Origin of the sequence: Kitasatospora sp. NPDC101447 (assembly GCF_044767225.1) — a bacterium.
Lineage (GTDB): Bacteria > Actinomycetota > Actinomycetes > Streptomycetales > Streptomycetaceae > Kitasatospora.
This window is the reverse complement of record NZ_JBIWNL010000023.1, coordinates 90408-105326: the sequence shown is the minus strand read 5'-3', so window position 1 is coordinate 105326 and position 14919 is coordinate 90408. Positions and strand designations below refer to the sequence as shown.

Annotated in this window: 13 protein-coding genes and 1 other RNA gene; 12 read left to right on the top strand and 2 right to left on the bottom strand. The window is 71.6% G+C overall.

Translation table 11 applies throughout. The features are described from left to right. Positions 1-72: 72 nt before the first annotated feature. Positions 73-1326, top strand: a complete 1254-nt coding sequence (locus ACIRST_RS27985) for a serine/threonine-protein kinase (protein WP_350521763.1) — start codon at positions 73-75, stop codon at positions 1324-1326. Positions 1327-1384: 58 nt separating this feature from the next. Further along, positions 1385-2500 (top strand): peptide chain release factor 2, encoded by a 1116-nt coding sequence (prfB, locus tag ACIRST_RS27980; RefSeq protein ID WP_350521764.1) that lies wholly within the window; start codon positions 1385-1387, stop codon positions 2498-2500. 161 nt (positions 2501-2661) lie between these two features. Here the strand turns inward: prfB and ACIRST_RS27975 are convergent, their stop codons facing one another. Further along, positions 2662-2856 carry a hypothetical protein gene (locus tag ACIRST_RS27975; RefSeq protein ID WP_350521765.1) on the bottom strand — a complete coding sequence of 65 codons (195 nt, stop codon included), beginning with the start codon at positions 2854-2856 and terminating at the stop codon, positions 2662-2664. Between the two features lie 350 nt (positions 2857-3206). On the opposite strand from ACIRST_RS27975, the gene ftsE reads away from it, so the two are divergent. From ftsE to ACIRST_RS27935, 8 genes are all read left to right on the top strand, one after another. Further along, positions 3207-3896, top strand: a complete 690-nt coding sequence (gene ftsE, locus ACIRST_RS27970) for a cell division ATP-binding protein FtsE (protein ID WP_030059730.1) — start codon at positions 3207-3209, stop codon at positions 3894-3896. Between the two features lie 78 nt (positions 3897-3974). Further along, entirely contained in the window at positions 3975-4886 is a 912-nt protein-coding gene (ftsX, locus tag ACIRST_RS27965) for a permease-like cell division protein FtsX (protein ID WP_350521766.1), read from the top strand. Positions 4887-4997: 111 nt separating this feature from the next. Continuing rightward, a complete protein-coding gene (locus ACIRST_RS27960) occupies positions 4998-6134 on the top strand; it encodes a S41 family peptidase (RefSeq protein WP_402805184.1) in 1137 nt (378 codons plus the stop codon). 64 nt (positions 6135-6198) lie between these two features. Beyond that, entirely contained in the window at positions 6199-6675 is a 477-nt protein-coding gene (gene smpB / locus ACIRST_RS27955) for an SsrA-binding protein SmpB (protein WP_350521768.1), read from the top strand. An 86-nt stretch (positions 6676-6761) separates the two neighbouring features. Further along, positions 6762-7143, top strand: a transfer-messenger RNA (tmRNA) gene (ssrA, locus tag ACIRST_RS27950). Between the two features lie 151 nt (positions 7144-7294). Beyond that, on the top strand, positions 7295-9607 hold the full coding sequence (locus tag ACIRST_RS27945) for a HelD family protein (RefSeq protein ID WP_402805181.1): 2313 nt from the start codon (positions 7295-7297) through the stop codon (positions 9605-9607). 369 nt (positions 9608-9976) lie between these two features. Then, entirely contained in the window at positions 9977-11449 is a 1473-nt protein-coding gene (locus ACIRST_RS27940) for an NAD-dependent malic enzyme (RefSeq protein ID WP_402805179.1), read from the top strand. A 508-nt stretch (positions 11450-11957) separates the two neighbouring features. Then, positions 11958-12242, top strand: coding sequence for an HU family DNA-binding protein (locus ACIRST_RS27935; protein ID WP_030242980.1), 285 nt, complete (start codon positions 11958-11960; stop codon positions 12240-12242). A gap of 76 nt (positions 12243-12318) precedes the next feature. Here the strand turns inward: ACIRST_RS27935 and murA are convergent, their stop codons facing one another. Then, a complete protein-coding gene (murA, locus tag ACIRST_RS27930) occupies positions 12319-13659 on the bottom strand; it encodes a UDP-N-acetylglucosamine 1-carboxyvinyltransferase (RefSeq protein ID WP_350521771.1) in 1341 nt (446 codons plus the stop codon). Between the two features lie 300 nt (positions 13660-13959). On the opposite strand from murA, the gene ACIRST_RS27925 reads away from it, so the two are divergent. Continuing rightward, positions 13960-14544 carry a YqgE/AlgH family protein gene (locus ACIRST_RS27925; protein WP_350521772.1) on the top strand — a complete coding sequence of 195 codons (585 nt, stop codon included), beginning with the start codon at positions 13960-13962 and terminating at the stop codon, positions 14542-14544. Positions 14545-14606: 62 nt separating this feature from the next. Then, positions 14607-14885, top strand: a complete 279-nt coding sequence (locus ACIRST_RS27920; protein ID WP_350521773.1) for a DUF3039 domain-containing protein — start codon at positions 14607-14609, stop codon at positions 14883-14885. Positions 14886-14919: the final 34 nt, after the last annotated feature.

Below are 14919 nucleotides of genomic sequence, written 5' to 3'. Positions count from 1 at the left end.
GTTGGTCGCTGTTGTCCCGCCCCACCGAGCGAACCGGACCCCCGGAGCGCTCCCGCCGCCCACGGAGCAGCATTGGCACGCAAGATCGGCAGCCGGTACACCGTCCACCAGGTGATCGGCCGGGGTTCGGCCGGGACGGTCTGGCTCGGTGAGGGGCCCGACGGCCCGGTGGCGGTCAAGCTGCTGCGCGAGGACCTCGCCTCCGACCAGGTGCTGGTCGGCCGCTTCGTCCAGGAGCGCACCGCGCTGACCAGTCTCGACCACCCCCGGGTGGTCGGCGTGCGCGACATGGTCGTGGACGGCAGCGACCTCGCCCTGGTGATGGAGCTGGTCCAGGGCACCGACCTGCGCTCCCGGCTGGAACGGGACAGCGCGCTGCCCCCGCAGACCGCCGCCTCGATCATCGCCGACGTCGCCGACGGCCTGGCCGCCGCGCACGCGGCCGGGATCGTCCACCGCGACGTCAAGCCGGAGAACGTCCTGCTCGACCTCGCCGCCGCCCCCGGCCCCGGCGGCGCCCCGCGCGCCAAGCTGACCGACTTCGGCGTGGCCCGCCTGGTCGACGCCCCGCGCCGCACCCGCGCCACCCGGATCATCGGCACCCCCGACTACCTCGCCCCCGAGATCATCGAGGGCCTGGAGCCGCGCGCCGCCGTCGACATCTACGCCCTCGCCACCGTCCTCTACGAGCTGCTGGCCGGCTTCACCCCCTTCGGCGGCGGCCACACCGGCGCGGTGCTGCGCCGGCACGTCACCGAGCAGGTGCCGCCGATCCCCGGCCTGCCGGACGGGCTGTGGCGGATCATCTCCGAGTGCCTGGCCAAGGCCCCCGCCTCCCGGCTGCGGGCCGCCGAGCTGGCCGCCCGGCTGCGCGAGCAGCTGCCGTCGCTGGCCGGCCTGCCGGTGATCGCCCTGCCCGCCCAGGGCCGCGCCCCGGCCGAGGAGCAGCTGACCCCCGGCGAGGCGGTCTACGCCGAGGCCGACACCGGCCCGGGCCTGCACAAGCGCCGTCGCGGCCCGGCCGTCCCGCTGGTCCCCGGCGCCGCCCCGGACTCCACCCGGGACACCCACACCAGCCTGCGCCGCCCGTCCGCGGAGGAGCTGGCCGCGTACGCCGCCGAGTCCCGGGCCCAGCGCACCGCCCCGGGGCACCGCCGGGACCGCCAGGCCCTGCTGCGCCGCCGCCGGCTGCTGGCCGTCCTGCTGGCCACCGTCCTGCTGCTGGCGGGCGCCGCCGCGGCCTGGACGGCCTTCGCGGCCACCGGGCCGGACGGCGGCCGGCCGGCCCGTCCGGTCGTCCACAGCACCGCCCCGCGGGCGCCCTGACCCCGGTGGGAACGGGGGTGTCGTCATGACCACCCCCGGAACCATTACCCTGGGGGGCGTGGCAGCCGTCGATCCTTCCGAAGAGCTCAAGAACCTCGATACGACCATGGGGTCGATCGAGGCCGTCCTCGACCTGGACAAGATCCGGGCCGACATCGCGGTCCTGGAGGAGGAGGCAGCCGCCCCCACCCTGTGGGACGACGTCGCGAACGCGCAGAAGGTGACCAGCCGGCTCTCCTTCCTCCAGGGCGAACTGCGCCGCGTCGAGGGCCTCCGCGGCCGCATCGACGACCTCGGCGTGCTGTTCGAGCTGGCCGAGGCCGAGAACGACGCGGACACCCGCGCCGAGGCCGAGGTCGAGCTCGTCGCCCTCCAGAAGGCGGTCGAGGAGCTGGAGGTCCGCACGCTCCTGTCCGGCGAGTACGACGCCCGCGAGGCGCTGATCAACATCCGTGCCGAGGCCGGTGGCGTGGACGCCGCCGACTTCGCCGAGCAGCTGATGCGCATGTACCTGCGCTGGGCCGAGCGGCACGGGTACCCCACCGAGGTGTACGACACCTCCTACGCCGAAGAGGCCGGCATCAAGTCCGCGACCTTCACCGTGAAGGCGCCGTACGCCTACGGCACCCTCTCGGTCGAGCAGGGCACCCACCGCCTGGTCCGCATCTCGCCGTTCGACAACCAGGGCCGCCGGCAGACCTCCTTCGCCGGCGTCGAGGTGCTCCCGGTCGTCGAGCAGTCCGACCACGTCGACATCGACGAGGGCGACCTGCGCGTGGACGTCTACCGCGCCTCCGGCCCCGGCGGCCAGGGCGTCAACACCACCGACTCGGCGGTGCGCATCACGCACCTCCCGACCGGCATCGTGGTCTCCTGCCAGAACGAGCGCTCGCAGATCCAGAACAAGGCGTCCGCGATGAACGTCCTCCAGGCCAAGCTGCTGGAGCGGCGCCGCCAGGAGGAGAAGGCGGCGATGGACGCGCTCAAGGACAGCGGCAGCTCCTGGGGCAACCAGATGCGCTCCTACGTCCTGCACCCGTACCAGATGGTCAAGGACGTCCGCACCGCGTACGAGGCCGGCAACCCGCAGGCCGTGCTGGACGGCGACATCGACGGCTTCATCGAGGCCGGGATCCGCTGGCGCAAGCAGCGCGAGACGTCGACCGAGGCGTGAGCAGGTCGGCCTCGATGACCGAGCACGGCATCGAGGCCGCTGTCCGCCGGCGCGAGCAGCGCGGGACCGGCGCCGGGTAGCGCGCCGGGCACACGGCAGAACACAGAGCGAAGGGCCCCCGACCGCAGCGGTCGGGGGCCCTTCGTCGTCGGTCGACGGAATCAGGCCAGCGCCTGCCGGGCGATCAGCGCCACCGCGAGCAGCCCGGCCACCAGGGCCAGCAGCAGCGCGGGGGAGAGCGCGGCGAACGGCCCCTGCTGCTCCTGCAGCCGGGCCCGGTTGGCGCGGCACACCGGGCAACGCCCGTCGCTGACGCGGCCGTTGCAGTTGGCGCACACCAGATGGTCGCAGGTCATGCGATCTCCTCCTCGCTGCTTACTGCAAACGCACCGGACGGGGCTTTGGTTCCATTTCTTGCCCTGTACGGGGGAGCGGCCGGTCACGGTCGCCACCTCCACTCTGCCAGGTTCCGGCGCTTCCGGCTCCCGGGCTGTGAGATGCCTCGCAATATTCGGGGCATAAACGGACATTCTCCCGCAGATTCCGAGAACTGTCACGGGCTGCCCCTGCGGGCCGGTTGCCGATTCGCGTATGGTCCCAGACCGGGAGCCGCCCTCCGCGCTCCTTTCGCCCGCGCCCGGACCGGGCCCCCGGGGCGGACCGACCGAGGACTGGCGCCGCCTAGGATGGCCTCCGTGATGCAGCCGTGATCAGATTCGACAACGTCTCCAAGACCTATCCCAAGCAGAACCGTCCCGCCCTGGACAACGTCTCGCTGGAGATCGAGAAGGGCGAGTTCGTCTTCCTGGTCGGCTCGTCCGGCTCGGGCAAGTCCACCTTCCTGCGCCTGTGCCTGCGCGAGGAGCGGCCCAGTACCGGCGCGGTGCACGTGCTGGGCAAGGACCTGGGCAAGCTGTCCAACTGGAAGGTGCCGCACATGCGCCGCCAGCTGGGCACCGTCTTCCAGGACTTCCGCCTGCTCCCCAACAAGACGGTCGCGCAGAACGTCGCCTTCGCCCTGGAGGTCATCGGCAAGCCCAAGAGCGCCATCAACAAGGTGGTGCCCGAGGTGCTGGAGCTGGTCGGCCTCGGCGGCAAGGAGGACCGCATGCCGGGCGAGCTCTCCGGTGGTGAGCAGCAGCGCGTGGCGATCGCCCGCGCCTTCGTGAACCGCCCGATGCTGCTGATCGCGGACGAGCCCACCGGAAACCTCGACCCGCAGAACTCGGTCGGCATCATGAAGCTGCTCGACCGCATCAACCGCACCGGCACCACGGTGCTGATGGCCACCCACGACCAGGCGATCGTCGACCAGATGCGCAAGCGCGTCATCGAGCTCGACAAGGGACTGCTCGTCCGCGACCAGGCCCGCGGCGTCTACGGGTACCAGCACTGACCCACCAGCGCTGACCCCGTAGGGCCGCCGGCCCGAACCGCCCGACCCAGAGCAGTACCGACCCTGGAGTTGTTCCGCATGCGTGCCCAGTTCGTCCTGTCGGAGATCGGTGTGGGTCTCCGACGCAACCTGACGATGACCATCGCGGTCGTCGTCAGTGTCGCGCTCTCCCTCGCCCTCGCCGGTTCCTCGCTCCTGGTCCGCGACCAGGTGAACAGCATGAAGGGGTACTGGTACGACAAGGTCGAGGTGAGCATCTACTTCTGCACGAAGGCGGATGCCCGCAACTCGCCCCAGTGCGACAAGGGCGCGGCCACCGACCAGCAGGTCCAGGACATCAAGGACCAGCTGGACAAGATGACCTCGGTGGTCCAGTCCTCCACGTACGAGAGCTCGCCCGAGGCGTACAAGCACTGGAAGGAGATGAACCCGGACAACCCGCTCATCTCCGTCCTGGGTCCGGACGCCATGCCGCAGTCCTGGCGGGTCAAGCTCAACGACCCGACCAAGTACGACGTGATCCAGAGCGCCTTCGCCGGCAAGCCGGGCGTGAAGTCGGTCGAGGACCAGCGCAAGATCCTGGAGAACCTGTTCGGCCTGCTCAACGGCCTGCAGACGGCGGCCTTCGTGATCATGGTGCTGATGCTCTTCGTGGCCCTGCTGCTGATCGTCAACACCGTCCGGGTGTCGGCGTACAGCAGGCGGCGCGAGACCGGCATCATGCGCCTGGTCGGTGCTTCGAACTTCTACGTCCAGATGCCGTTCATCGCCGAGGCCGCGTTCGCCGCGCTGCTCGGCGCGGCGATGGCCTCCGGGCTGCTGATCGGCGGCCACTTCTTCGTCCAGAACTGGCTGGCCGACCGGGTGCAGTTCATCCACTTCATCGGCCTCGGCTCGGTGCTCGCGGTGATACCGCTGCTGGTCGTGGTGGGTATGGGCATGGCCGGCGTGGCGGCGTTCTTCACGCTGCGCAAGTACCTCAAGGTCTGATCCCGGACGCCTCGGCGGCCCCGGACGGCACTGCGCCGTCCGGGGCCGCCGTCGTTCCGCGCTCCCCGTTCCGGCCCGTCGCGCGCGGCACGGTGTCTACACTCCGATGCCATGCTGCAAACTCCGCGCAGGGCACGTCAGGTGGCCGCCCTCAGCCTGGTGTTCGGTGCCGTCCTGCTGGTCGGCGCGGCCACCGGAGCCTGGGGCGACCCGAGCGACCTGCCGCGCCCCTCCGTCGACGCCGCCCGGGCCACGGGCGGCGGGCTCCCGGCGGACCCGGCCGGCAGCACGCTCTCCGAGCAGCAGGCCGAGCACCTGCTCGGGGCCAGCGGCGACCGCTGGGGCGCGTACTACAGCGCGCAGGAGTACGCCGAGTTCAGCCAGGGCCTGGACGGCCGGTACCTGGGCGTCGGCCTGTCCGTGGGCCGCGGCGAGGACGGCGTGACCGAGGTCTCCCAGGTCGCGCCCGAGGGCCCGGCCGCCGCGGCCGGGATCGCGCCCGGCGACCGGCTGCTGCGGGTCGGCCAGGACCAGGCCGACCACCTGCCGGTCACCGAGGTGGTCGCGCGGCTGCGCGGCCAGGGCGGCGAGCGCAGGGCCGGCTCCGAGGTCACCCTGGAGGTCCGGCGCGGCGGGGGCGAGGTGCGCGAACTGCGGCTGCGGCGCGCCCTGCTGGACAGTCAGCAGGTCGCCGCCGAGCACCTGGACGGGGGCGTCCTGCGGATCACCGTGCGGGCCTTCACCAGCGGCGTGGCCGATCGGGTGCGCGCCGCGCTGCGCGCCCCGCACACCGGCGTGGTGCTCGATCTGCGCGGGAACTCCGGCGGGTTGGTCGACGAGGCCGCCGGCACCGCCGGGATCTTCCTGGACGGCGGCCCGGTCGGCTCGTACCAGGAGCGCGGCGGGACCAGGGAGTTGACCGCCCCGCGCGGCGGCGACCAGCGCACCCCGCTGGTGGTGCTGGTGGACGGCGGCACGATGAGCGCCGCCGAACTGCTCGCCGGCGCCCTCCAGGACCGCAGCCGCGCCGTCGTGGTGGGCGCGCGGACCTTCGGCAAGGGCACCGTGCAGCAGCCCAGCCGGCTCGCCGACGGCGCGGTGCTGGAGATGACCGTCGGCCGCTACTTCACCCCGGCCGGCCGCTCCCTCGACGGCACCGGCCTCACCCCCGACGTCCCGGCGGCCACCGGCGAGGACGCCGACGCGCTCGCCCTGCGCGTCCTCGCGGGGCTCGGCACCCGGGCCTGAGCGCCGGAACCCGCGGCTAAAGCAGCTGCCTGATCCCGCCCCGAAGTGCGAGAATGACCGCGCTATGGCAAAGGAAACCGGACACAAGCTGATCGCGCAGAACAAGAAGGCGCGGCACGAGTACATGATCCTCGACACCTACGAGTGCGGCCTCGTGCTCACCGGCACCGAGGTCAAGTCGCTGCGCGAGGGGAGGGCCAACCTGGTCGACGGCTACGCCTACATCCAGAACCACGAGGCGTGGATCGACAACGTCTTCATCCCCGAGTACACCCAGGGGACGTGGACCAACCACGCGGCCCGGCGCAAGCGCAAGCTGCTGCTGCACAAGCTGGAGATCCGCAAGATCGAGACCAAGGTCCGCGACGCGGGCCACACCCTGATCCCGCTGTCGCTGTACTTCAAGGACGGCCGGGTCAAGCTGGAGCTCGCGCTCGCCGTCGGCAAGAAGCTGTACGACAAGCGCCAGACGCTCCGCGAGAAGCAGGACACCCGCGAGACGGCCCGCGCGGTGGCGGCGGCGCGGCGGCGCCAGGGTTAATCCGCTGGACCCTCGCCCGTCGCCTCGCGTACTATGGCGCAAGCAACACGGACGGTCACCGTCCGAGCTGTTTCTCAAAAAAACATGGGGATGATCGGTTTCGACAGGGGATGTTGAAACAGGGGAAGCGAGCCGAGGAACGCGGCAATGATCTCGTAAACCACGTGTCGCAAAAAAATAATCGCCAACTCTAAGCGCGATTCCCAGCAGTTCGCTCTCGCTGCCTAATAAGCACCGATAGCGCTTGGGTGTCAGACCGGGGAGTTCCCGACCCGGACCCTGGCATAATCTAGGGAACTCAACCGTCCGCCCGGGCTGCGGGGGTGGATGGGAAATCAAACAGCAGCTGGGCCTGTTGGCGGCTTGTCCGCGTGACCGCCAGGGCCGAGAAAATCACAGCGGACTGCGCTCGGAGAAGCCCTGAATTAACTCCACTGGACCCGGGTTCGATTCCCGGCATCTCCACCACCCCATGTTCACACCGAAGGCCGTCCACCGCTCCGCGGAGGGCGGCCTTCAACTTTTGTACGTTCCGGAGCAGCGCGCCCCGGGGGTCGCGGCGTAGGATCATCCGTCCGCTCGTTTTCCGGAGCCGGATTCCGCCGCAACCACCGAGGCCATGAGCAACACGGACACCACCCCCACCGCCGATCACGAGACCGTCCGCGCGCGCGAGATCGCCGGTGAGCAGCAGCACCTCGACACCGTCTACCACCGGTTGGAGGAGAAGCTCGCCGAGGCCGAGTACATCCTGGAGGACGCCGCCAAGCGGGTCCAGGTCGGCACCCCGGGCGCGCTCGCCGAGCGAGACGCCCAGGTCTACCGGGCCGGCGCGCACCTCCAGCGCCTCAACAACGAGTTCGAGGACTTCCTCTTCGGCCGGATCGACCTCCAGCAGGCGGACGCCCCGGAGGAGCACGGCATCCCCTCGAACACCCCGATGGACCCGGCCGACCCGGTCGTCGCCGAGACCCTCCACATCGGCCGCCTGGGCGTGCTGGACGCCGAGTACGGCCCGCTGGTGATCGACTGGCGCGCGCCCGCCGCCGCCCCGTTCTACCGCGCCACCCCGGTCGAGCCCGGCCGGGTCATCCGCCGCCGGGTGATCCGTTCCAAGGGCCGCAAGGTGATCGGCGTCGAGGACGACCTGCTGCGCCCCGACCTCACCCCGACCCTGGACGGCGAGGAGCTGGCCGTGGTCGGCGACGGCGCGCTGATGGCCTCGCTGGGCCGCGCCCGCAGCCACTCGATGCGCGACATCGTCTCCTCCATCCAGAAGGAGCAGGACGAGGTGATCCGGGCCGCCGCGGCCGGGGCCACCCTCGTCACCGGCGGCCCCGGCACCGGCAAGACCGCCGTCGCCCTGCACCGCGCCGCCTACCTGCTGTACCAGGACCGCCGCCGCTACGCCGGGGGCATCCTGGTCGTCTCGCCGACCCCGCTGCTGGTCTCCTACACCGAGGGCGTGCTGCCCTCGCTCGGCGAGGAGGGCCAGGTCGCCATCCGGGCCGTCGGCTCCCTGGTGGACGGCATCGAGGCGGACACCTACGACACCCCCGAGGCGGCCCGGGTCAAGGGCTCGGCCCGGATGGCGCAGCTGCTGCGCCGGGCCGCCCGGGCGGCGCTGGAACTGGGCGCGCCGCAGGAGCTGAAGGTCGTCGCCCGCGGCGAGGTGCTGAAGCTCGACGCGGGCCGGCTGAAGGCCGTCCGCGGCAACGTGGTGGGCTCCGGCGGCACCCCGCTGAACCTGCTGCGTCCGCGGGCCCGGCGGCTGCTGCTGGACGCCCTGTGGCAGGAGGTCGTCAAGGACCTCCCGAAGCCCACCGACCACTACGCCCGGGAGCAGCGCCAGGAGGAGAAGGAGAGCTTCGACGAGTACGTCTCGGACGAGGCGCCGTTCCTGGACTTCCTGGACGCCTGGTGGCCCGCCGTGACCCCGCGGCGGGTGCTGGGCACGCTCAGGCAGCACCGTCACATCAACCGGATCGCGCGCCGCGTCGTCACTCCGGACGAGGCGCGGCTGCTGGCCGCCTCCTGGCGCCACCTGTCCCCGGAGGGCGAGGGGGCGCTGTCCGCGCACGACGTCGCGCTGGTGGACGAGCTCCAGGTGCTGCTCGGCGAGCCGTCCCGGCCGAAGGTCCGCGAGGTGGACGCGATGGACCTGCTGACCGGCCTGGAGGAGGTCACCACCTTCGCCGACCGCTCCACCCGCCAGCGCGAGCGCCAGCCGGTGGAGCGCAAGGAGTACGCCCACATCATCGTGGACGAGGCCCAGGACCTCACCCCGATGCAGTGGCGGATGATCGGCCGCCGGGCCCGGATGGCCACCTGGACGATCGTCGGGGACCCGGCGCAGTCCTCCTGGCCGTTCCCGCAGGAGGCCCAGTCCGCGCTGGACGAGGTGCTGTCCGGCAAGCCGCGCCGCCGCTTCACGCTGACCGTGAACTACCGCAACCCGGCCGAGATCGCCGAGGTCGCGGCCAAGGTGCTGGCGCTGGCCGCGCCGGGCACGCCGTCGCCGAGCGCGGTCCGCCGCGTCGGCGTGGAGCCGCGCTTCGCGGCCGTCACCGACCCCTCGCCGGCGGCGTTCGGCAAGGCCGCCAGGGCGGAGCTGGAGCGGCTGCTGGCCGAGGTGGACGGCACCGTGGCGATCGTCGTGCCGATGGACCGCCGGGCCGAGGCGGCCGGCTGGGCCGAGGGCCTGGGCGAGCGCGTGGTGCCGCTGGGCAGCCTGGAGGCGAAGGGCCTGGAGTACGACGCGACGGTGGTGGCCGACCCGACCGGAATCGCCGGCGAGTCGGAGGCCGGCCTGCGGGTGCTGTACGTCGCGCTGACCCGCGCGACCCAGCGGCTGACCGTGCTGTCCGGCCCGGACGACCTGCCGGACGCGGCCGGCGTGCCGGCGCTGCTGCAAACGGCTGACGGCAGCTGACGGACCCTGCCGGAGCCACGGAAGAAGGCCCCCCACCGCTTCGGTGAGGGGCCTTCAGACGTTTAGTACACCGACCCGCCATGCTCGCCTCGCGGCAAGTGGTCCCTCGAAGGGACGAAGGTTGGGCCCGGGGGCTTGGATCGAGCCGGTGCCCGTCCAATGTAACGCATCGGCCCGGAGAGGCAAGGAGTCGGCGACGGAAGTCGGCGGAAGGTCGGCGGGAGCCGGCCGGATTGTCGGATCCGCACACTCAATGAACGATATTTCTGGCTACCCCTTGGAAGGTGCGACGATCGAGGTCTAGCATGCGCAGGCGATGCCTTCAACAAAATGTTGAGCCTGCGGGACAGACGGAAGAAGGAAGCGTCGATGGCGACGGTGCCCAGTGTCTCCAACTCGATCACGGTACGGCTGGAGGTCCCGGCCCGGGGCAACGCCGTCAGCGCGATCACCACGGCCGTGGAGTCCTCCGGCGGATCGGTGACCGGCCTCGACGTCACCGCCTCCGGCCTGGAGGCGCTGCGGATCGACGTCACGGTGGCGGCTTCCTCCGTCGCGCACGGCGAGGAGATCGTCGAGAAGCTCCGGGCGATCGACGGCGTGTCGATCGGCAAGGTCTCGGACCGCACCTTCCTGATGCACCTCGGCGGCAAGATCGAGATGTCGTCCAAGCTGCCGATCCGCAACCGTGACGACCTCAGCATGATCTACACCCCGGGTGTCGCGCGGGTCTGCATGGCGATCGCCGAGAACCCCGAGGACGCCCGCCGCCTCACCATCAAGCGCAACAGCGTCGCCGTGGTCACCGACGGCTCGGCGGTGCTGGGCCTGGGCAACATCGGCCCGGCGGCCGCACTGCCGGTCATGGAGGGCAAGGCGGCCCTCTTCAAGCGGTTCGCCGGGATCGACGCCTGGCCGATCTGCCTGGACACCCAGGACACCGACGAGATCGTCGCGATCGTCAAGGCGATCGCCCCGGGCTTCGCCGGGATCAACCTGGAGGACATCTCCGCGCCGCGCTGCTTCGAGATCGAGGCCCGGCTGCGCGAGGCCCTGGACATCCCGGTCTTCCACGACGACCAGCACGGCACCGCGATCGTGGTGCTGGCCGCCCTCACCAACGCGCTCAAGGTGGTCGGCAAGGAGATCGCCGACATCCGCGTGGTGATGTCAGGCGCCGGCGCCGCGGGCACCGCGATCCTCAAGCTGCTGATGGCGGCCGGCGTCGAGCACGCCACCGTGGCGGACGTGCAGGGCGTGGTCCACCAGGGCCGTGGGGACCTCAACGACAACCTGCGGTGGATCGCCGAGCACACCAACCGCTCGGGCCGCACCGGCAGCCTCAAGGAGACCGTGGCGGGTGCGGACGTCTTCATCGGCGTCTCGGCCCCGAACGTCCTGGACGGCGACGACCTGGCCACCATGGCCCCCGACGCGATCGTCTTCGCCCTGGCCAACCCGGACCCGGAGGTCGACCCCGGGATCGCCCGGCAGACCGCCGCCGTGGTCGCCACCGGCCGCAGCGACTTCCCCAACCAGATCAACAACGTGCTGGTCTTCCCGGGCGTCTTCCGCGGCCTGCTGGACGCCCAGAGCCGTACGGTCAACACCGAGATGATGATCGCCGCCGCCCGGGCGCTGGCCACCACCGTCGCCGACGACGAGCTGAACGCGAACTACATCATCCCGAGCGTCTTCCACAAGGACGTCGCCAAGACCGTCGCCGCCGCGGTGCGCGAGGCGGCCCTGGCGGGCGGTCAGGAGGCCCCCGCGCCGGCCCGTCCGACCCCGGGCATCGTGGGCACCCTGGACACCTCCGCCTTCCCCACCGTCAAGCTCTGACGACCGGACCGGCGGACGTGTCGTCGGTCGCTCAAACGCACGAATAGCGGTCATACCCGCCCAGCCCGCCCCGAACCCTTGCGACACAAGGGCGAGGGGCGTGTTTGGGCTTGTCAGTCGTAGGGCGTACGGTAGCCCTGCACGGGGCAGGCGTGTCCGACAAGTACGGAACGTCCCCCTGGTCTTCCGGCGAGTCGTCCCGACCGCCGCCCGCGCCCGGTCCGCCGGAGCCGACGGAGCGTCACACCTCCAACGGGCGGGCGTTGTTCGGGTGGCCCGGCCGGGGCCCGATTGGCTTTCTCGGGGCCGGTCGGGGCAGGATTCGTATCCAGGCGGGCGGGCGGGCCTTCGAAGGCTCCGGCGCGCGGCATCGGGTACGGACCCGGCCTGCGACCACGCATTGCCTGCATGAGCACAGTGTGCGGACCTGCGGCCCATCCGGGTGCCCCCCGGTGGGAGCACCGATGGGCCCCCGCACACCGCAAGCGAACAGACCACAGGAGTACACATGAACCGCAGTGAGCTGGTGGCCGCGCTGTCCGAGCGCGCCGAGGTGACCCGCAAGGACGCCGACGCCGTTCTGGCCGCCTTCGCCGAGATCGTCGGCGAGGTCGTCGCCAAGGGCGACGAGAAGGTCACCATCCCCGGTTTCCTGACCTTCGAGCGCACCCACCGCGCTGCCCGCACCGCCCGCAACCCGCAGACCGGCGAGCCGATCCAGATCGCCGCGGGCTACAGCGCCAAGGTGAGCGCCGGCTCCAAGCTGAAGGAAGCCGCCAAGGGCGCTGCCTGAGCCACCCCTTGAACGCCCGAGAGGCCGGGCTCCCCGCGTGGGGAGCCCGGCCTCTCGCCGTGCGTCGGGCCGCTGATCAGGCGTCGACCAGCTGCTCGCTGGGCAGTTCGACGTGGGCGCCGAGGTCACGGAGCTTGTCCATGAAGTTCTCGTAGCCGCGGTTGATCAGGTCGATGCCGTGCACGGTCGAGGTGCCCTCGGCCGCCAGCGCCGCGATCAGGTACGAGAAGCCGCCGCGCAGGTCCGGGATGACCAGCTCGGAGCCCATCAGCTTGGAGGGGCCGGAGACGACCGCGGAGTGCAGGAAGTTCCGGGCGCCGAAGCGGCACGGGGTACCGCCCAGGCACTCGCGGTAGAGCTGGATGTGCGCGCCCATCTGGTTCAGTGCGCCGGTGAACCCGAGCCGCGACTCGTACACCGTCTCGTGGACGATGGACAGGCCGGTGGCCTGGGTCAGCGCGACGACCAGCGGCTGCTGCCAGTCGGTCTGGAAGCCGGGGTGCACGTCGGTCTCCAGGGCGATCGCCTTGAGCTCGCCGCCCGGGTGCCAGAAGCGGATGCCCTCGTCGTCCACCTCGAAGGCGCCGCCGACCTTCCGGAAGGTGTTGAGGAAGGTCATCATCTCCAGCTGGCGGGCGCCGCGGACGTAGATGTCGCCCTTGGTGGCGAGCGCCGCGCAGGCCCAGGAAGCGGCCTCCAGGCGGTCCGGCAGCGCACGGTGGGTGTAGCCGTTCAGCTCGTCCACACCGGTGATCAGGATGGTCCGGTCGGTGCCCAGCGTGATGATCGCGCCCATCTTCTGCAGGACGCAGATCAGGTCGACGATCTCCGGCTCGATGGCCGCGTTGCGCAGCTCGGTGACGCCCTCGGCGAGCACCGCGGTGAGCAGCACCTGCTCGGTCGCGCCGACCGAGGGGTAGGGCAGCTCGATCTTGGTGCCGCGCAGGCGCTGCGCGGCGACCAGGTAGGTGCCCTGCGGGTGCTTCTCGATGGTGGCGCCGAACTGGCGCAGCACCTCGAAGTGGAAGTCGACCGGGCGGCCGCCGATGTCGCAGCCGCCGAGGCCCGGGATGAAGGCGTGGCCGAGGCGGTGCAGCAGCGGGCCGCAGAAGAGGATCGGAATCCGCGAGGAACCGGCGTGTGCGTCGATGTCGGCGACATTGGCGCTCTCGACGTGCGAGGGGTCGAGGATCAGCTCGCCGTCCTCGTCGCCGGCGCGCACCGTCACGCCGTGCAGCTGCAGCAGACCGCGAACCACCTTGACGTCGCGGATGTCCGGGACGTTTCGCAGTCTGCTGGGGCCCTGGCCGAGCAGGGCGGCGACCATGGCCTTGGGGACCAGGTTCTTCGCACCGCGGACGCGGATCTCGCCTTCGAGCGGGTTTCCGCCGTGGACCAGCAGGACGTCGTCGGTCATCGTTCTCGCAATCCGGGGTGCCAGAGGAGTTGGGGAAGGGCTCCGGTAGAGAGCCGGTGGTGGACCGGTCGTACGGGCGCGTTCGGGCCCCCGGTGTGACCGAGTCGGCACCGCATAAGGGCGTCCACCAGACGTAGATGGTAGTGGGCGTCCCGATGGTTCCCGTGAGCCTCTCCCGTGATGGTGCTCTCTCCGGGGTCGGCGGCGCCCGCCGGTGCGCCCGTACGGGTGTTCGTTCGGCGTGGCGGGGTTTCGCGCGTTGCGGTGTCCGAGCGGCCGTTCTGCGGGATCATGTGAGGCATGACGGCGGCCCATTCGCACGGAGGCCGGTCCCACACCGGCCGTCTGCTCGTCGCGACGCCCCTGCTCACCGACCCGAACTTCGCGCGGGCGGTGGTGCTCCTCCTCGACCACGACGCCGAGGGGGCGCTCGGTGTGGTCCTCAACCGGCCGACGCCGGTCGAGGTGGGCGCCGTGCTGGACGGCTGGGGCAGGCTCGTCGGGCAGCCGGCCGTGGTGTTCCAGGGCGGGCCGGTGGCGCTGGACTCGGCGCTCGGCCTCGCCGTGGCGCCCGGGGAGCCCGGCACCGGCGAGCCGCTGGGCTGGCGGCGGGTGCACGGCGCGATCGGCCTGGTGGACCTGGAGGCGCCGCCCGAGGTGCTGGCGGGCGAACTGGGCAGCCTGCGGATCTTCGCCGGGTACGCCGGCTGGTCGCCCGGGCAGCTGGAGGCCGAGCTGGAGAGCGGCGCCTGGTTCCTGGTGGACTGCGAGCCGGGGGACGTCTCCAGCCCCGAGCCGGAGCGGCTGTGGCGCTCGGTGCTGCGCCGCCAGCGCGGTCCGCTCGCCCTGCTGGCGACCTACCCGGACGACCCCACGATGAACTGAGGAACGGGCCCCGCGGCGCGACACTGGCCCGGTTTCCCGGGGCGCCCATAGACTTGGCACTCATGAGCACTCTTGAGCCCGAGCGCGGCCTCGGCACCGGCACCCTGGTCGAGCCCGTCCCGCAGGTGTCCAACGGGGACGGCGACCACGAGCGCTTCGCGCACTACGTCCAGAAGGACAAGATCATGGAGAGCGCCCTCTCCGGGTCTCCCGTGGTGGCGCTGTGCGGCAAGGTGTGGGTGCCCGGGCGCGACCCGAAGAAGTACCCGGTCTGCCCGATGTGCAAGGAGATCTACGACGGCATCGGCAAGCCGCAGGGCGGCGACGGCGACGACAAGTAGTCCGCGGTCCCGCAGGGCCGTTTTGCATGGCACC